Genomic DNA, 18,725 nt, shown 5'->3' with positions numbered 1-18,725 from the left:
CATTCCCGGCCCGTCACCCGCGAGGTCGGGGCCGGTCAGCTCCGCGGGTAGGTACCGGACAGCAGAACCGTTCCGCGTCCCGTCGGATCGGCGCTCTCGCACGCGGCGTCGACCACGTAGGCGTCGGCCCGGGCGGCGTTCCCGTTGTGCGGGAGCACGACCAGGTACGCGTCGTGGCCTTCGAAGATCCCTCGTTCGGCGGCCAGCGGGGCCTCCGTGCGGCCGGTGCCGCCCTTCACGCAGGCGGGCACGGTGACGCCGGTGAGTCGCCCGTTCGCCGTCTGGGGGGACGCCTCGCTGCTGTAGGTGTCAGCGCCGGGCATCTCCGCGGGGGGTCGGGCGCTCTTGGCCGCGGCTTCCGGTCCGTCCCCGAGCAGGCGCTGGACGTCGCCACCCAGGCCGGCGGCCGTGAAGGCCTCGGCGCTGGTCGCCATGTCCGACGCCCGGGTGCTGCCCGCCTTGTCCGTGCCGTCCACCGTGAGTGTCTGGACGAGGAAGATGCTCACGGCGAAGGCGGCGGCCGCGCCCATGGCGGTGAGGACCCCCAGCCTGCGGCGGCTTCGGGCCCGGCCGGGTCCGGTGCCGCCCTGGGGACGGCCGGTGGGGCGGTCGGAACGCGGCGTCCTGGGCCGGACGGGCGATGTTTCACGTGAAACATCGCCCGTCCTCGTGGCAGGTGTCTCCGCGACGGGCCGCTCCGGTGCGGTGCCCTCGGGGGAGGTCGCGCTCAGCAGGGCCTCGGCCGCGAGGGCGGCGTCGATGCGCCCGGCGATGTCGGAGGGCATGCGCTGCGGGCCGGGGAGCGTGCCGAGGAGTCCGCGGATCTCGTCCAGCGACGCCCTCACGTCGGCACACAGGGGGCACTCGGCCAGATGGGTGCGCACCTCGGCGGTGCGCGCCGGGGAGAGGAGGCCTTCGGTGAGATCGGAGATCTCCGAGACATCCGGGTGCCGGATCGTGCCGGTCGTGGAAGTCACGCTCGCCCACCTCCGCCCTTCACCGCATCGGGGTCCCTGGATTCTGCTGCTGGTGGGACGGCTGTCCCCTGCGACCGGTTCCTTCCCCGGTCCACCTCGGTGTTATCCCCGGGATCCCCGCGCAGATGAGTGAGCATCGGGAGGAGTTTCGCCCGCCCCCGGGCGCACCGGCTCTTCACCGTACCCGTGGGCACGTCCAGGATCTTGGCGACCTCGGCGACGGGATAGCCCTGCATGTCGACGAGCACCAGGGCGGCCCGCTGCTCGGCCGGCAGGGTGCGCAGCGCCGCCAGCAGCTCGCGGTGGAGGTCCTGCCGCTCCGCGGGCGCCTCGGCGGACTCGTGGGGCTCCAGGAGCCGCTCGAAGTCCTCCGGGTCGTCGACGGCCGAGGTCCGGCGTGAGGCGGCCTTGCGGGCCCGGTCCAGGCAGGCGTTCACCGTGATGCGGTGCAGCCAGGTCGTGACGGCGGACTGGCCCCGGAAGGTGTGGGCGGCGCGGTAGGCCGACACGAGGGCGTCCTGGACCGCGTCCGCCGCCTCCTCCCGGTCGCCGAGGGTGCGCAGGGCCACGGCCCACAGCCGGTCGCGGTGGCGCCGGACGAGCTCACCGAACGCGTCGGGGTCGCCCGCGACGTGCCGTGCCAGGAGTTCCTGGTCGGTCATGCCCCCGGGTGCGTCAGCGTCCAACGGTGAGCCCCTCCCCTGCTGTCCGGTCAGCCGGTGAATTTCACGTTCGTGATGCCCTGCTTGTATCCGGCGCGGCTGAACTCGTCCCGGCCGGACTTGGGCATCTCGGTGAGCCACAGGACCACGTAGCGGGTCTTCACGGGCTTCTTGGCCGTGAGGACCAGATTGTTGCTCTGTGTGGTTCCCGAGGCGATCCGCTTCATGTCGGTCACCTTGGTGGACGAGTCCATCGAGTCGGCGGCGTAGATCGCTGCCGTGGTGTGGTCGCCCGAGTCGCGCAGGCTTATCGCGGCGGCGCTGACCTCGTGCTCGGAGCCGAGGTCGAACACGAGGCCCACGCCGTCCTTGATGATCAGCTTCGGGCCCTCGTCGAAGCTCTTCGAGCGCCAGTAGGTGGAGGAGTCGCCGTCGTGGGCCTGCGGGACGCCGTCGAGGTTCTGCGGGAGGCCGTCCGGGTAGTACTCGGCCGCGTCCTTGATCGACAGCACCACAGGGGTCTTCTTCTTCGGCGGCGGGGCCTCGTTGCCCTCGGAGGTCTGCGACTGGTTGGTGTCGCTGCCCGAGTCGCGCAGCAGGGTGTCGGCCAGCTGCCAGCTGCCCAGCCCCAGGGCGGCGATCAGCAGGGCGGCCACGCCCCACTTCAGGGCCCGGCCGGTACGGCTCTGCAGGGGCGCCGGGAGCGGCGGTGCCACCAGCGTCGGCGGGGACGCGGCGCCGGGGATCGCGCTGGGGCGCCCGTACGTGCCCTGCTGGTAGGTGGTGTGCTGGTACTCGGCGGGGGCCGGGAAGACCGGCTCCGGCGGTCGGATCCGCGGCATCGCGGAGACGGCCTTGGCGAGTTCCTCGGGCGTCGTGCAGGGCGGCTCCTGGCGCGACGCGGTGGCCCCGTCGTTGGCGAGGGCGCGCATCGCGATCTCGGAGAGGCCGCGGTGGACGCCCGCGCGGACCTGGTCCGGCGGGAGCAGCCCGACGCCCTTGGGCAGGCCGGACAGGCCGTAGGCGTCGTTCTCGTACGGCCAGCGCCGGGTGAGGGCGGCGTACAGGAGCGCGCCGATCGCCTCCGTGTCGGAGCGCTGCGGGGTGTCGCTGGTGATGCCGCGCAGCGCGGCGTTCACGGCAAGGCCGCGGATGCGGTACTGGCCCGTGGAGGTGCGGAGTATGGCGCTGGGGGTCAGCCGCAGGTGTGCCAGTCCCTCGCGGTGCGCGGCGGCCATGGCCTGCGCGACCTGGTGGACGAGTTGGTAGGCCTCGTGCGCCTCCAGCGGGCCGGCCGCCAGCAGCGCGGTCAGCTCGGTCGCGTCCGGGAGCCACTCGTGGACCACGTAGACGAGGTCGTTCTCCTCGACGGCGTCGAGGACCTGGACGAAGCGGGGGTCGCCGAGCAGGGCGGCGGAGCGCGCGGCGGCGAGCACGGACCGCGCCCGCGGGTGGTCGGCGGGCAGCAGGTGGACGCCCACGGCGCGCCGGAGCTTCTCGTCCATCGCACGCCACGAGCTGAATCCGTCCAGACGGGTGACGCACTCCTCGAGGCGGTAGCGTCTGGCGAGCTTGTGGCCGCTGTGCAGGTCGGGAGCGGAGGACCGGCCGCGGTCGGCCTCCGGGTCGGTCGTGGACGTGTTCGTCGGCCTGGATTCCTGGGTCTGTGCCGCCCCGTCGGCCGTGGCTTTCCCCGCCTTGGCGGTCAGCGGCTCGTCACCGCTGTTGTCGGCCACGTCGACGGCAGCCGTGCTACGTTCCGCCACCGTCGTTCCTGCCTCCCCATCCGTTGCGCGCTGTCGGCCAGTCTGCAAAGCCATGCCAATTGTGCCCACAGTCCGCCGCTGTGCACGACACGCGGAAACTGCGGATGGTTGTGCGGGTCAGCGTCCCAGTCGCCCCCGGACCATCCCGACCATCGCGTTGAGTTCCTCGATCCGCATGCGCTTGGCAGCGGTGAAGAAGACGCCCATGAGGACGAGTCCGCCGGCCACCAGGGCGGCGAGGGACGCGAGCGCTCCGCTGCCCAGCAGGGCCATGACGGCGTAGGCGGTGCCGCCGCCGAGGACGGCCGCCGGGACGCACGCACCGGCGAGCCGGGCGTACGTGCGCACCACGTGGGCGCCGTCGAGGTCGCCGCCGAGGCGGGTGCGCAGCCGCCGCCACGCGACGCCCACACCGGCCGCGTAGGCCAGGCCGTAGGCGGCGCCCATGCCGACGACGGCCCAGCGGGCCGGCAGCACGAAGAAGGCGAGGGCCGAGGCCGCCGCGTTGACCGAGGCGACGATGACCGTGTTGTAGAAGGGGGTTCGGGTGTCCTCGTAGGCGTAGAAGCCGCGGAGCACGACGTACTGCACGGAGTACGGGATGAGCCCGAGGCCGAACGCCATCAGGATGAAACCGATGTTGCGGGCGCCGCTGCCGGAGCCGGCGTAGAGCAGGGTCGCCATCGGGACGCCGAGCGCGAGGAACGCGAAGGCGCAGGGCACGATGGCGACGGCCGAGGTGCGCAGGCCGTACGAGATGTCGTCGCGGACCGCGGCCGCGTCGCCGTCGTGCGCGGAGCGGGAGATGCGCGGCAGCACGGCCGTCATGACGGAGACGGTGATGATGGCCTGCGGCATCTGCCACAGGTTCAGGGCGTAGTTGTACGCGGTGATGCCGGTGCCGGAATAGCCCTGCTTGTCGGCGACGGAACCCGCCCACGTGGCGAGCTGGGTGACGACGACGAGGCCGATCTGGTTGGCGAGGACGAAGAAGAAGGTCCACTTGGCCAGGCCGACGGCCTTGCCCAGGCCGTGGCCCCGCCAGTCGAAGCGCAGCCGCGGCTTGAAGCCCGCGTCGCGCAGGTACGGGACCATCGCCAGGGCCTGGACCGTCAGGCCCAGCAGGGTGCCGATGCCCAGCAGTCGCACGCCCTCGGGGGTGACCGTGGCGGCGCTGACGTGGGTGCTGGTGAAACCGCCGAAGGCCCAGATGAAGGCGCCGAACGTGGCGATCACGACGATGTTGTTGAGGACCGGGGTCCACATCATCGCGCCGAACCGGCCGCGGGCGTTGAGGATCTGACCCATGACCACGTGCACGCCCATGAAGAACATGGTCGGCAGGCAGTAGCGGGCGAAGGCCACCGCGACGTCCCGCTGCTGCGGGTCCGAGGCGATCTTCGGGGACATCATGGTGATGAAGAGCGGGGCCGCCAGCACGCAGACGGTGGTGACACCGGCCAGCAGCACCACGACCAGGGTCAGCAGCCGGTTGGCGTACGCCTCGCCGCCGTCGTCGTCGTTCTTCATCGCGCGGACGAGCTGCGGGATGAACACGGCGTTGAGCGCGCCGCCGCCGACCAGGATGTAGATCATCGTCGGCAGCGTGTTGGCGATCTGGTACGTGTCGTTGAACGTGCCGACGCCGATCGCGGTGGCCATCACGAGCGTGCGCATGAAGCCGGTGATGCGGGAGACGATCGTGCCGGCCGCCATCAGCGCGCTGGACTTGAGCAGGCTCGCCGCGCGGCCGGCCGGCTTGTTCGGCGCGGGGGCGGCCACCGGGGCCTCCTCGACCGGGGCCTGCGGCTGCGGTGCGGCCTGCTGGTCGCGGTACAGGTGCGCGAAGGCGTCCGGCTCGGCCGCCTCGTCGGAGGCGCTGGTCACGAGCGCGTCCACGCCCACGAACTCGGTGGTCGTGGCGTGGTCCCCGTACGGCAGGTGGCGGGAGGGGCCGTCGGGCTCGGGCGGGGGCGTCTGGGCCCACACCCGCGGGTCGGGGGAGTACGGGGACGCGGCCGGCCGGTCGTACAGGGGGCCGGGCTCCTGGAAGGTGCCGGGCGGCGGCGGGGGGTGCGCGGCGCGGTCGTACAGGGCCTCGGTCACCGGGTCCTGGGCCGCGAGGTCATGGGAACGGTACGGGTCCTGCTCGTACGCCTCCTGGACGTACGGGTCCTGGGCAGGGGAGGCGGGCGGCGGGACCTGCCCCGGTACCGGGGCGCCCTCGCCGCCTTCTCTGGAAGGCGCGGTACCGCTCGCTCCCTGCGCGCGGTCACCGTCGTACGGCGCGTTCATCGAAACCCCACCTCATCGTCCCCAGGCCCGGCCGGCCACGGTGTCGCTCAACGGTCCACTGTCTCACCCGGGCCGGAGGAGCTGTCGCTTTCTCCTCCGGTGTCCGGCGTCGGGTCACTCGGCTGCGTGCTCTCCTCGGCGGCCCGGGCTGCGACCCTCTTGCGGCTCGCGTACATCTTCACCCCGGCCAGGACCAGCAGGAGCACGCCGGCCGCGATGACGAGCAGCACGGTCGAGGTGATCTCGGTGGCCTGGACGGTGAACCTGCGCTCCTGGCCGTAGGGGACGCCGTCCTTGGTGTAGAGCTGCGCGGTGACCTCGACGGGACCGCTCGCGGTGGCGTTGGCGGTGAACTTGACGGACTGGCTGTGGCCGCCCTGGACGTCGATCTGCTGCTCGGCCTCGCCGTCGTCGCCGAACATCAGGCGGGTCGGGTTCGCCGACTTCAGGCGCAGCACCAGGCCGTGGACGTCCTGCACGAGGCCGTTCTGCACGGTCACGGGGATCGTGGCGCTGCGGCCCGAGAGGTGCGCCTTCGACTTGGGGATCAGCTTGACCTGTTCGGTCAGCCCCTCGAGGTACTCCCGTACCCCGTCCCGGTAGGCCTCGGCCTCCTCGGGGTGGCCGCGCCAGGACGTGGACATCATGCGGTTGAAGGTGTTGCCGAAGGGGATCTCGACCCGGTCGGGATGGGAGAGGATCACCTTGAAGTGGTCGAGCATGGTCTGCGTGGTGCGGATCGTCTCGAAGGCCGGCTGCGGCAGCTCCGTCCGGCGCAGCGAGACCGGGTACTGCCCGGCGCCCGGGACGAGCGTGGTGGCGCCCGGGTCGGGCTTGGCCCTGGCGGCGGCCTCCAGGTCGACCGGCTGGGTCCAGCGACCGGACTGGAGGGCCTGCAGCGCGTCGGCCATCGTCTGTGCCTGGCTGGTCGTGGGCATCCGCTGCGGGGTGACCACGATGCTGCGCGGGGCGTCGGTGTCCTGGAGGTTCAGCGCGAGGCTCTGCGCCAGGAACCGCTGGACGGCGAGGGTGGCGTTCTCGGCGGACAGCATGTCGCCCTGGAAGGCCTTGGAGAGCCGGGCGTCGGCGACCACGGCCGTGGTGCCGGCGCCGATCGGCCGGGGCGCCGACGGCGTGTGGGCCAGGTTCCCGGTCTCCTGGAAGCTGTCGCTGCGGGCGAGGACGTTGTGGGCGCCCGCCGAGGTGGCGACGTTGACGATCGCCGGGTCGACGGCGCCCTCCACCGGCCAGGAGAAGTCGGTGGACGGTTCGACGTGCAGCACGGTCTCGACGACCTGGCGGGCCTTCTCGGTGGCCGGTCGCAGGTGGGCGAGGGAGCCGGAGACGTTCTTGCCCTGGTGCGCCAGGGAGGCGAGGTCGGGGTCCGCGAACGGCAGGGCCACGACCTTCTTGCCCTGCACGGCCCGCTCCAGGTCGGCCAGCCAGCGCTTGGCGACGGCCTGGTTGCGACCCGGCACGATCTGCCCGTCCGGCGTCCTGACCATGTACGCGTTGGCCATCGCGGCCACGCTGGCCAGCAGGTCCGGGTCCATCAGCCAGGTGACGGGCAGCTCCCGGCCGAGGGAGACCATCTGCTCCAGGCGCCCGCCGGGGCGGAGCTCGGCGGCCAGGTCGTCGTTCTCGAAGACGGGGGTCTGCAGCTCGTCGGAGCCGGTCTGGGCCGTCAGGTGCGTGGTGGAGATCAGCGGCCAGACGTAGCTGAGCTGGGTGCGCTTGGCGGCGGCGTCCGGCTGCCACGGCAGGAAGGTCCGCTGGATCCCGAGGACCTGCTCGTACCCCCGGTTCTCGGTCTCCCCGGAGAGCGAGACCCCGAGCTGGTAGACCCCGTCCTCGTCCAGCCCGAGCTTGCTCACGGGGATCTTTATCGTGAAGGGCTGGGAGACCTCGGGGGCCAGCGCGGAGACCTTCACCGAGGCGCCCGGCACCTCGGCGGGCTCGCTGCCGGGACGGAACCCGCTGCGCCCGGCGGCGTCGTCGACCGCGCCGCGGTCGGTGATCTGCGGTCCGACCCGCAGGCCGACGTGGGCGTCGGTGACGGTGTCCTTGCCACGGTTGGTGACCGTGCCGGTGAGCGTCAGGGTGTCGCCCTTGAGCGGTGCGCTGGGCGTCAAGGAGTCCAGGGAGACGTCCACGCTGGACGGCCCGGCCGCCGTGGGCGCCGCCTGCGCGGAGCCCGCGGGAACGTAGATGAGGCCGGCCAGGACCGGAGTACCGGCGAGCATGACGACGGCCCGCCGCAGCCATCGGCGGGCAGGGGCGGGGGTGTCCCCGTGGATGTCTGCCGCCTCGGCCACGCGCTCGCCCGTCCTCGTCGTGTCAGTGGTCGTCGGTTGTGCGTCCACGCATGGTAACGAGGGCCGCTGTGCCGGAGTGCCGCGGACTGCTCCACACGGTCCGCCGGGGCGGACCGGTGCCTCGGGGCGGGCCGTGGTCGCGGGGCGGGCCCGGGCCGCGGGAAACCCGGCGGCCGGGGGCGGGCGGGCCACGTACCCTTTTCTGTTGTGCCGAACGCCAACGAAGACAATCCCAGCGCCCTGAACCAGGTGCAGCACCGTGCCGTGAGCGAGCTCCTGCGCGTGGCTCCGGTAGCCGACGACCTCGCGCGCCGCTTCCAGGCGGCGGGCTTCCGCCTCGCCCTGGTCGGCGGCTCCGTGCGCGACGCCCTGCTGGGCCGGCTCGGCAACGACCTGGACTTCACCACGGACGCCCGTCCCGCGGACGTACTGAAGATCGTCCGACCGTGGGCGGACACCACGTGGGACGTCGGCATCGCGTTCGGCACCGTGGGCGCGCAGAAGGCCGGCTACCAGATCGAGGTCACGACCTACCGGTCCGAGGCCTACGACCGGACCTCCCGCAAGCCCGAGGTCTCCTACGGCGACTCGATCGAAGCCGACCTCGTCCGGCGCGACTTCACCGTCAACGCCATGGCCGTGGCGCTGCCGGAGAACGAGTTCATCGACCCGCACGGCGGACTCCAGGACCTCGCGGCCCGCGTCCTGCGGACCCCCGGCACCCCCGAGGACTCCTTCTCCGACGACCCGCTGCGGATGCTCCGGGCCGCCCGCTTCGCGGCCCAGCTCGACTTCGAGGTGGCCCCCGAGGTCCTCGCCGCGATGAAGGCGATGGCCGACCGCATCGAGATCGTCTCGGCCGAGCGCGTCCAGGGCGAGATCAACAAGCTGCTGCTCTCCTCCCGCCCCCGCACGGGCCTGGGCCTGCTCGTGGACACCGGCCTGGCCGACCACGTGCTGCCCGAGCTCCCGGCCCTGCGGCTGGAGAGTGACGAGCACCACCGGCACAAGGACGTCTACGAGCACTCCCTCACGGTGCTGGAGCAGGCGATCGACCTGGAGGAGGACGGCCCGGACCTCGTGCTCCGGCTGGCGGCCCTCCTGCACGACATCGGCAAGCCCCGTACCCGCCGCTTCGAGAAGGACGGCCGGGTCTCCTTCCACCACCACGAGGTGGTGGGCGCCAAGATGTCGAAGAAGCGGCTGACGGCGCTGAAGTACTCCAACGAGATCATCAAGGACGTCTCGCGCCTGGTGGAGCTCCACCTCCGCTTCCACGGGTACGGCTCCGGGGAGTGGACCGATTCCGCGGTGCGCCGTTACGTGCGCGACGCCGGCCCGCTGCTGGAGCGGCTCCACAAGCTGACCCGCTCCGACTGCACCACCCGCAACAAGCGCAAGGCCAACGCGCTCTCCCGGACCTATGACGGCCTGGAGGCGCGGATCTCCGAGCTGAAGGAGCAGGAGGAGCTGGACGCGATCCGGCCCGACCTGGACGGCAACGAGATCATGGACGTGCTCAGCGTGGGGCCCGGTCCGGTGATCGGCCAGGCCTACACGTTCCTGTTGGAGCTGCGCCTGGAGAACGGTCCGATGGAGCGCGACGCGGCCGTCGCCGCACTCAAGGAGTGGTGGGCCGCCCAGAACTGACCGGGCCCGGCCGTCGATGTTTCACGTGAAACGTCGACGGCCGGAGCGCGGCGGTCACGCCCGAGGGCCGATGTTTCACGTGAAACATCGGCTCTTGCGCATCAGGAAGAGCGCCACACCCGCGTAGATCGCGGACACGGCGAGGAGCAGCAGCACCGACCGCCCGTCCGGCGGGAGCATCAGCGCCGAGACCGCGGCGGCGCCGACGAAGGCCACGTTGAAGAGCACGTCGTACACGGAGAAGACCCGGCCGCGGTAGGCGTCGTCCACCCGGAACTGCACCTCGGTGTCCGTGGAGATCTTCGCCCCCTGCGTCACCACGCCCAGCAGGAACGCGGCGACCAGCATGGGCCCGGGGGCGAACGGCAGCCCCAGCGCCGGGACCAGCAGGGCGGCCGACCCCGCCAGTACGGTGATCCAGCCCAGGGTGCCGAGCCGGCTGACGGCCCACGGGGTGACGACGGCGGCCGCGAAGAAGCCCCCGCCCGAGACGCCGACCGCCACCCCCAGCAGGGCCAGCCCCTCGGACTCCGTGTCCGACCAGGCGTACCGGCACAGCATCAGCAGCGTCACCGTGAGGGCGCCGTAGGCGAACCGCATGAGGGTCATCGCGGTCAGGGCCCGGGCCGCCTCTCGGCGCTGCGCCAGGTGCCGGAGGCCCGCAGCCATCCCCCGGGCGGTGAGCACCACGGCCTCGCCCAGCGACGGGTGGCGGTGGTCGGGGTCCCGGTCGGGGCCGAGCAGCCCGACGGGCAGCCGCAGCGAGGCCAGGCCCGCCCCGAGGTAGAGCACCGCGCCCAGCAGGACCACCACGGCGTTGGAGTCCGACGCCAGCAGCCGTACCGCGAAGGCCAGGCCACCGCCCGCGACCGCGGCCAGGGTCCCGGCGGTCGGCGAGAGGGCGTTGGCCATCACGAGCCGCTCCGCGTCCACGACCCGGGGCAGGGAGGCCGAGAGGCCGGCCAGTACGAACCGGTTCACGGCCGTCACCGACAGCGCGGAGACGTAGAACAGCCAGTCGGGTACCTCGGCCAGGACCAGGACGGCGGTCCCGCAGGCCAGTACGGCGCGCAGCAGGTTGCCGTAGAGGAAGACCTGGCGCCTCCGCCAGCGGTCGAGCAGGACTCCGGTGAACGGCCCGATCACCGAGTAGGGGAGCAGCAGGACCGCCATGGCGGAGGCGATGGCCCCGGGCGAGGTCTGCTTCTCCGGTGAGAAGACCACGTAGGTGGCGAGCGCCACCTGGTACACGCCGTCGGCGGCTTGGGAGAGCAGCCGTACGGCGAGCAGGCGGCGGAAGTCCCTCAGGCGCAGGAGTACGCGCAGATCACGTACGGCAGGCATGAGGGCAAGGGTCACATACGCGGAGGGTCCTCGGGCATATTGCCCGAGGACCCTCCGCGGAAGAACAGGTGACGAGGGCTCGCGGCCCGCTTCCCGCTCCTGGGTGGTTCCGGCGCGTGCTTAGCGCTCGACCTCGCCCTTGATGAACTTCTCGACGTTGGCCAGGGCCTCGTCGTCGAAGTACTGGACCGGCGGGGACTTCATGAAGTACGAGGACGCGGAGAGGATCGGGCCACCGATGCCCCGGTCCTTGGCGATCTTCGCGGCGCGCAGGGCGTCGATGATGACACCGGCGGAGTTCGGGGAGTCCCAGACCTCGAGCTTGTACTCGAGGTTCAGCGGAACGTCACCGAAGGCACGGCCCTCGAGGCGGACGTACGCCCACTTGCGGTCGTCGAGCCACGCGACGTAGTCGGACGGGCCGATGTGGACGTTCTTGTCGCCCAGCTCGCGGTCGGGGATCTGCGAGGTGACGGCCTGGGTCTTCGAGATCTTCTTCGACTCGAGGCGGTCGCGCTCGAGCATGTTCTTGAAGTCCATGTTGCCGCCGACGTTGAGCTGCATGGTGCGCTCGAGGCGGACGCCGCGGTCCTCGAACAGCTTGGCCATCACGCGGTGCGTGATGGTCGCGCCGACCTGGGACTTGATGTCGTCACCGACGATCGGCACGCCGGCCTCGGTGAACTTGTCCGCCCACTCCTTGGTGCCGGCGATGAAGACCGGGAGGGCGTTGACGAAGGCGACCTTGGCGTCGATGGCGCACTGGGCGTAGAACTTCGCCGCGTCCTCGGAGCCGACGGGCAGGTAGCAGACCAGGACGTCGACCTGGCGGTCCTTGAGGACCTGGACCACGTCGACCGGGGCCTCGGCGGACTCCTCGATGGTCTCGCGGTAGTACTTGCCCAGGCCGTCGAAGGTGTGGCCGCGCTGCACGGTCACGCCCTTGCTCGGGACGTCGCAGATCTTGATGGTGTTGTTCTCGCTGGCGCCGATGGCGTCGGACAGGTCGAGACCGACCTTCTTCGCGTCCACGTCGAACGCGGCGACGAACTCGACGTCACGGACGTGGTAGTCGCCGAACTGCACGTGCATCAGGCCGGGGACCTTGGTCGCCGGGTCGGCGTCCTTGTAGTACTCCACGCCCTGGACCAGCGAGGCGGCGCAGTTGCCCACGCCGACGATGGCTACGCGAACCGAACCCATTCCGGTTGCTCCCTGTTTGTTCTCGGATGAGGCCTGCGCGGAGCAGGGCCTCACTTTGCAGTGTCGTCGGACGGTCCGGGGCGCCTCTGGTCCCGGCCCGCCCGCTCGCTCTCGATGAGCTCGTTCAGCCAGCGCACTTCGCGCTCGACGGACTCCATCCCGTGCCGCTGCAGCTCGAGGGTGTAGTCGTCGAGCCGCTCACGCGTCCTGGCCAGAGAGGCGCGCATCTTCTCCAAGCGCTCCTCGAGCCGGCTCCGGCGGCCTTCGAGCACCCGCATGCGAACATCGCGTTCGGTCTGACCGAAGAACGCGAAGCGGGCGGCGAAGGACTCGTCCTCCCAGGTGTCGGGGCCGGTGTGGGAGAGCAGCTCCTCGAAGTGCTCCTTACCTGCCGCCGTCAACCGGTAGACGATCTTGGCGCGGCGCCCTGCGAGTGATGCGGCGAGAGCGTCTTCCGGGGCGTTCCCCGGTTCTTCGATCAACCAGCCGTTGGCGACCAGCGTCTTGAGGCAGGGATAGAGCGTTCCGTAACTGAACGCCCGGAAGACCCCCAGCGAGGTGTTGAGCCGCTTGCGGAGCTCGTACCCGTGCATGGGGGATTCACGAAGCAGACCGAGGACGGCGAACTCAAGGATGCCGGAGCGTCTGCTCACCCGCCGAACCTCCTCCGCCCCTGGTTCCGTATGTCGTGCCGATGTATCGACTCGATACATCCAGACGATAGATCCGAGTGATCCGGTCGGCAAGCGGGGACATAGTGACCGGCGTCACATCACCAATTCGTGGGAGGCAAGTTGCCTGATTTGGGGTGAACTTCGGTACTGCGAGGGTTTTGGCCGTGCGTAGTCTGTGCGGTGACTCCGGTGGAACCGGAATTCACCTGCCGCTTCCAGGCGCACTCGCCTGTCCGAGGAGTAGTCGTTCGATGAGCGAGCACCGTCGCAAACCCCCGCATTCCCAGGGCGGTGGCCCTTCCGGCGGCCACCGAGGGGTCCCGCAGGGCCCCGGGGGCCAGCCGGGCCAGCAGTACGGACAGCCGCAGTACGGCCAGCAGCGCCCCGCGTACGGACAGCCCCAGGGCGGGCAGCAGTACGGTCGGCAGGGCGCGCCGGGCCGGCCCGGGGGCCAGTACGGCCAGCAGCCGCCCGGCCCCCCGCCGCGGCAGCAGCCCCCGCAGGGACGCACCCCGTACGGGCAGGAGTCGCGCAGCGAGGAGCAGCCGGTCTACGGCGGCCGCGCCGAGGCCCGACGGGCCGCGCAGCGCGGAAGCGGAAGCCGTCGCAGGGGTGCCGAGCCGGCCGGTGGACGCGGCGGGCGCGGTGGCCGGGGCGTACCCGACAAGCGCTTCATCAACTACCCCCGCTCCGACAAGGACGGGTGGAAGCGCTTCGTCCCCTCGTGGAAGCTGGTCGGCGGAACGGCACTGGGCTGCTTCGCGGTGCTGACGGCGGCCACCGGCATAGCGCTGGCGTTCGTCGACACCCCAAACCCGAACGACATGGCGACGGCCCAGAACAACGTCTACCTGTGGTCCGACGGCTCGCAGATGGCAGCGGTCGGCGGTGAACGCAACCGGCAGATCCTCCAGTACGGCGACATCCCCAAGGCCATGAGGGACGCCGTGATCGCGGCGGAGAACGAGTCCTTCGAGACGGACCACGGCGTCGCCCCGATGGGTATCGCGCGGGCCGCGTGGAACATGGCGAAGGGCGGCTCGGTCCAGGGCGGCTCGACCATCACCCAGCAGTACGTCAAGAACACGTTCCTGGACTCCGACCAGACCATGACCCGCAAGCTCAACGAGCTCCTGATCTCGGTTAAGCTCGGGTGGACGGGTGACAAGCAAGACGTCATGGCCGGGTACCTGAACACGGCCTACTTCGGGCGCGGCGCATACGGCATCCAGGCGGCGGCCCAGGCGTACTTCAAGAAGGACGCGAGCAAGCTCGACCCCTCCGACTGCGCCTTCCTGGCGCAGATCCTCAAGGGCCCGAACCTCTACAACCCCGACGGCGGCATCGGCTCGATGGCCAGCCCCGAGGCGAACACGAAGCGGGCCAAGCTCCGCTGGGAATGGGTGCTGAACCGCGAGGTCGAGGTCAAGCGGATGTCGCAGGAGGAGCGGGCCAAGTACACGACGTTCCCCAAACTCCAGCCGCTCTCGGCTTCCCAGTCCTTGACTGGCCAGACCGGCTACCTGGTGGAGATCGCCAAGCAGTACGTGCTCAAGAAGGGGCATATCGAGCAGCGCGACCTCGACATGGGCGGCTACCGGATCTACACGACCTTCGACAAGAGGAAGGTCGACGCCCTGGCCAAGGCGGTCGACAAGACCCGCAAGGAGTTCCTGGACGAGAAGGAGCGCCCGGAGACGGACAGGTACGTCCAGTTCGGTGGCGCTTCGGTGGAGCCGAAGACCGGGAAGATCGCCGCCATATACGGCGGCGCCGGCATGGACAAGAACCACTTCACCAACAACGCCAACACCTCCGGTGTCCCGGTCGGCTCGACCTGGAAGCCGTTCGTGCTGGCCGCGGCGATGGAGTACGGCACCAAGAACTCCGATGGCCGGGGCATCTCGCCGATGAGCAAGTACAACGGCAATGACCTGCTCGCCATCCGGAACCGTGACGGCGATCCCGTGATGGGCAACAACGGTCGCCCGTTCCGCCAGAAGAACGAGAGCCCGACCGCCTACGGCTACGTCACCCTCGACGTGGCCATGCAGAAGTCCATCAACACGCCGTTCGTGCAGCTCGGCTTCGACGTCGGCCACAGCAAGATCCGCGATGTCGCCGAGTCCACGGGGATCCTCCCGGACTCGATGAACCCGAACAACGACGCCTCGTTCATGCTCGGCACCTCGACGCCCAGCGCCATCCGCATGGCCGACTCGTACGCCACCTTCGCCGCCTCCGGTACGCACCGGGAGCCCTACTCGGTGACCAAGGTCGAGAAGACGAAGGACGGCGCGCGCACCGAACTGGAGGGCTTCGACGAGCTCGAGTCCAAGCGCGCCATGGACAACTCCATCGCCGACAACATCACCAAGGTGCTGGAGCACGTGGTGCAGAAGGGCACCGGTACCAAGGTCCTCAAGCTCGGCCGGCCGGCGGCCGGCAAGACCGGTACCACCGACAAGAACAAGTCCGCGTGGTTCGTCGGCTACACCCCGCAGCTCTCCACGGCCGTGACGCTGTTCCGCACCGACCCGACGAGCGAGAGCAAGGAGCTGCTGTCGATGAACGGCACCGGCGGCATCTCCTCGATCCACGGTGGTGACATCCCGGCCGAGATCTGGACCGAGTACATGAAGGCGGCTCTGGCCGACCAGCCGAAGCTGGACTTCCCCGACCCCGAGGACATCGGCGTCGAGGCCGACAGCGACGGTGCCCCCACCGCCAGCCCGAGCATCTCCACCAGCCCCTCGGCCTCGCCCAGCGACGAGGTGTCCGAGTCGCCCTCGCCCACGCCGTCGAAGACGCGCAAGCCGCGCCCGTCCTGCGGCCCGCTGGACTGGGACTGCCCCGGCAAGTCCGACGGCGGCAAGTCCGATGGAGGGAAGTCCGACGGAGGCACGGACGCCGGAACGGACGCCGGTACGGATGCCGGCGCGGACGGCGGCTCGACGGCCGACCCGAGCCCGACACCCACCAGGAGCGGCAGACCCGGCCGCTCGAACGGTGGCGGAGGCCTCTTCGGCTAGCCCGCCCCGTCCCCACCGCACCACCGAGCCCCGAGGGCCGTCGCACGCGCTGCGACGGCCCTCGGGCGTTGGAAGCCACACGGCTGAGCGGGCCCCAACGATTCCTTGAGCGCTGGCGCCGCTGATCCTCCATGGGGCACAGGCCGCGGGTCGTCGCACAAGCCGTCCTGGCCCAGCGCGGTGCAGTCGCCAGGTGCGGACCGTCACGAGCGATCCGCAGCCGACCGGACACCTCCATGAGCGAGTGGTCTTGGCACACTCCAGCACGATCCCCGATCGCTGGGCCAGCACCTGTGCGGTTGCGAGACGAGGCAGCCAGCGCTCGGCCACCGCCAGCTGGGCGTCAGCGACCGACAACAGTGGAACCTTTGATACGGGCGATGCATGGCGAATCAACGACGAATCTCCGGCTCGGGCACTTGGCGGTTAACCGTGCCGTTGTCGATGTAGATCCGGAGCGTAGGGGCCGACAGGCTCTCCTGTCCGAAGCGGAATGTTCAACCTCTATTTGTTGTGTCTTTGTGGCCCGGCGTAACTAATCGTTGATCTTGCTTTATAATCAAACCCTGCTCGGCGTTGATCATTTCTAATGGTCGGGCTGTTCAGAGTTCACAGTATCCGTAACTGCGGATTCGGGCGTGACTAAAAAATTAAGGGGGGCCGTGAAGGGCTTCAAGAGGTTGGCGGCTATAGGGGTCAGCGTGATCGCGGTATTCGCGTCGACTCCCGCCATGGCCTACGATTTCTGGTCCGCGACGGACGAGACTCAGGCTTGGAGTAGGGGAACAAATTACCAAGTTGCTGTCCGCGACAACAGCGCGGATGGCGATGAGGCCTACGCTGAGTGGTACAAGCGGACGGACCCGTGGCATCACGAAACTCGGAACACCACTGGGGGTGGGACGACTAAGTACAGCCCGATGCAAACATGGCCGATTGACAAGATGCGGGCCTGCGACGAGGAGGACTTTATTCCAGATCCCTGTGCCTCGTGGGTGTCGAGGCCTGCTGGTAGTTGAGTAATGTGGGGCGGACGCCTTCGGGTGTTACGCCCCGCATTATTTTTATGTCGTTCATGGTGTGCCCCTTGGGAAGTCATATGTATTTCGATTGGAGCGTCGTGGACTGGGAGGCGGAATCCGCAGTGAGAGAGACGTGCGGCGCTGGAGGGGACTCGTCATGAGTGCAGTCCATGTTCTTCGAATGTTGAACCTGAAGCATGAGCACCCCGGGCGGGCGCTATTTCAGGATGTGAATCTAAGCCTCAAGTCGGGGGAGTCGGTAGCCATCATGGGGGCGAGCGGGTCGGGTAAATCGACTTTGCTTTCCTGTGCGTTGGGGTTGATCAGGCCGCTTAGAGGGTGCGTGGAAGTGGCGGGCATAGATTTGGCAAGGTTGAAAGGCGCCAGTTTGGCTGCACATCGAGCCAATCATATCGGCATGGTGTTTCAGTCCGGTGAGCTATTGTCGGAATTGTCACCCGTCGACAATGTTGCTCTGCCAGCGCTATTGGCTGGCGATTCCCGCGCTGATGCTTATGCGAGGGCGCGCGATCTGTTGGGGCGCTTTGGTGTTCCAGACTCAGAGACTAGTGCGGAACTGTCGGGCGGAGAGCGTCAGCGTACTGCTGTCGCCCGGTCTATGATCAACTCGCCAAGCCTAATCCTGGCGGACGAACCCACCGGGGCACTTGACGAATCCGCCCGAGAAGTGGTGACGGATGCACTGTTCGCTCTGCCCGGTCAGCAGGGCTGTGGCTTGCTTGTCGTTACGCACGACCCGCTTGTAGCACAGCGCGCAGATCGAATGCTCGTTCTGAACGAAGGAGTACTGCGGGATGCGGACGTCGTCTCGACTGTACCGTGGGAGCAGAGCGAGGCATGAGTCGCGGGACCATATCCACAGCACGTTTGCTCAGGCTGGGAGCCGCAGCCGCTCAGCGCAGTGAAGCCCGGCAACTGCGGTTTGCCGCAGTCTTTCTGGCTACGCTCATTCTCGCTCTGTCGCTCATCGCATTGGTCGCAGCTCAGGCCACGTACGAGGGGCAACGCCAGCGAGGGCTTGATCGGAGTCCGGTCTTCATCGATGGCGTCGGGGCTGGCAAGCCCAGCAAGGTTCTCTATGCCGAAGTTGGGGACGTTCTTCCGGGGGTCCGGCCTTACACAGTTGTCTTCCTTACTCCACTGGTTTCTGATGCCCCACTGCCTCCAGGTCTTGCAGCCTGGCCTTCGCCGGGACAGGCGGCGTTGTCCCCCGCACTGCTGTCGCAAGCTTCCAACCTTGACGTAAGACGTCGCTACGGCACTGTTGTGAGAACGCTCGGTGAAGAGGGGCTTCAATCCCCGGACGAACTGTTCGCATACGTTGTGCCGCTGAAGCCGTTGAAGGAAAATATAACGGCTAGACCCATCATCGGCTTCGGCCCCATGGCTGGGCCTGTCTATAGGTTCAGCGGGCAGACCGACTACGACAAACCGTTGTGGTTGTTTATTGGGATGGTCACCTGCCTCGTGGTTGCACCGGCAGCCGTGCTGGCGATCGTCGCCGTTCGGACTGGCTCGCATCGCAGGGACCGACGAGTTGGCCTTATCGCAGCCCTGGGAGGCACTCCCCGTCAGAGGGCTCTGATCACGCTCGGTGAGGCAGTAGTACCCGTCGCCGCTGGTTCTCTCACTGCCGCTGGCATTGCCGGCACCGCGTCTCTAACGGACGTGGTAGTCCCGTGGACCGGACACGTCTTGGTGGCATCCGACCTACGCCTACGGTGGTGGGCATGGGTGATAGCGATTCTGGCTGCTGTGGCCAGC

Annotated in this window: 10 protein-coding genes and 1 pseudogene; 3 read left to right on the top strand and 8 right to left on the bottom strand. The window is 69.4% G+C overall.

Annotated elements, in window-relative coordinates; all coding sequences use genetic code 11:
• Positions 1–35 precede the first annotated feature (35 nt).
• The 5 genes from ACIQCH_RS05185 to ACIQCH_RS05165 form a co-directional block, all read right to left on the bottom strand.
• Positions 36–977, bottom strand: a complete 942-nt coding sequence (locus ACIQCH_RS05185; RefSeq protein ID WP_402578076.1) for an anti-sigma factor family protein — start codon at positions 975–977, stop codon at positions 36–38.
• Positions 974–1,639: an RNA polymerase sigma factor SigM gene (gene sigM / locus ACIQCH_RS05180; protein ID WP_402578291.1), complete on the bottom strand. Its 666-nt coding sequence runs from the start codon at positions 1,637–1,639 to the stop codon at positions 974–976. Before sigM ends, ACIQCH_RS05185 begins: the two co-directional genes overlap by 4 nt.
• A 50-nt stretch (positions 1,640–1,689) precedes the next feature.
• A complete protein-coding gene (locus ACIQCH_RS05175) occupies positions 1,690–3,405 on the bottom strand; it encodes a discoidin domain-containing protein (RefSeq protein ID WP_402578074.1) in 1,716 nt (571 codons plus the stop codon).
• 117 nt (positions 3,406–3,522) lie between these two features.
• Complete coding sequence (gene murJ / locus ACIQCH_RS05170) at positions 3,523–5,700, bottom strand: murein biosynthesis integral membrane protein MurJ (RefSeq protein ID WP_402578072.1); 2,178 nt, start codon at positions 5,698–5,700, stop codon at positions 3,523–3,525.
• Between the two features lie 47 nt (positions 5,701–5,747).
• Entirely contained in the window at positions 5,748–8,015 is a 2,268-nt protein-coding gene (locus tag ACIQCH_RS05165; RefSeq protein ID WP_402578070.1) for a DUF6049 family protein, read from the bottom strand.
• Positions 8,016–8,222: 207 nt separating this feature from the next.
• Here ACIQCH_RS05165 and ACIQCH_RS05160 point away from each other — a divergent pair, with 207 nt between their 5' ends.
• Positions 8,223–9,665: a CCA tRNA nucleotidyltransferase gene (locus ACIQCH_RS05160; protein ID WP_402578068.1), complete on the top strand. Its 1,443-nt coding sequence runs from the start codon at positions 8,223–8,225 to the stop codon at positions 9,663–9,665.
• Positions 9,666–9,740: 75 nt separating this feature from the next.
• Here ACIQCH_RS05160 and ACIQCH_RS05155 read toward each other — a convergent pair whose 3' ends face one another.
• The 3 genes and pseudogenes from ACIQCH_RS05155 to ACIQCH_RS05145 all read right to left on the bottom strand — a co-directional run.
• Entirely contained in the window at positions 9,741–11,009 is a 1,269-nt protein-coding gene (locus tag ACIQCH_RS05155) for an MFS transporter (RefSeq protein WP_402578066.1), read from the bottom strand.
• A 120-nt stretch (positions 11,010–11,129) separates the two neighbouring features.
• Positions 11,130–12,212: an inositol-3-phosphate synthase gene (locus tag ACIQCH_RS05150; RefSeq protein WP_402578064.1), complete on the bottom strand. Its 1,083-nt coding sequence runs from the start codon at positions 12,210–12,212 to the stop codon at positions 11,130–11,132.
• A 53-nt stretch (positions 12,213–12,265) separates the two neighbouring features.
• A pseudogene (locus ACIQCH_RS05145) lies at positions 12,266–12,865 on the bottom strand (helix-turn-helix transcriptional regulator); the annotation flags it as partial.
• A gap of 272 nt (positions 12,866–13,137) precedes the next feature.
• On the opposite strand from ACIQCH_RS05145, the gene ACIQCH_RS05140 reads away from it, so the two are divergent.
• Complete coding sequence (locus ACIQCH_RS05140) at positions 13,138–15,918, top strand: transglycosylase domain-containing protein (protein WP_402578062.1); 2,781 nt, start codon at positions 13,138–13,140, stop codon at positions 15,916–15,918.
• 1,179 nt (positions 15,919–17,097) lie between these two features.
• Positions 17,098–17,802: an ABC transporter ATP-binding protein gene (locus ACIQCH_RS05135; RefSeq protein ID WP_402578060.1), complete on the top strand. Its 705-nt coding sequence runs from the start codon at positions 17,098–17,100 to the stop codon at positions 17,800–17,802.
• The last annotated feature ends 923 nt before the right edge of the window (positions 17,803–18,725 follow it).

This window comes from Streptomyces sp. NPDC093225 (assembly GCF_044753805.1).
Taxonomy (GTDB): Bacteria; Actinomycetota; Actinomycetes; order Streptomycetales; family Streptomycetaceae; genus Streptomyces.
The sequence above is the reverse complement of the archived record's forward strand: the minus strand, read 5'-3'. Positions and strand labels throughout refer to the sequence as shown.

Bases quoted from the DNA above. Each gene is read 5' to 3' on its own strand.
- sigM (WP_402578291.1), bottom strand. From the start codon at position 1,639: ATGACCGACCAGGAACTCCTGGCACGGCACGTCGCGGGCGACCCCGAC.
- murJ (WP_402578072.1), bottom strand. From the start codon at position 5,700: ATGAACGCGCCGTACGACGGTGACCGCGCGCAGGGAGCGAGCGGTACC.
- ACIQCH_RS05155 (WP_402578066.1), bottom strand. From the start codon at position 11,009: ATGCCTGCCGTACGTGATCTGCGCGTACTCCTGCGCCTGAGGGACTTC.
- ACIQCH_RS05150 (WP_402578064.1), bottom strand. From the start codon at position 12,212: ATGGGTTCGGTTCGCGTAGCCATCGTCGGCGTGGGCAACTGCGCCGCC.
- ACIQCH_RS05140 (WP_402578062.1), top strand. From the start codon at position 13,138: ATGAGCGAGCACCGTCGCAAACCCCCGCATTCCCAGGGCGGTGGCCCT.
- ACIQCH_RS05135 (WP_402578060.1), top strand. From the start codon at position 17,098: ATGAGTGCAGTCCATGTTCTTCGAATGTTGAACCTGAAGCATGAGCAC.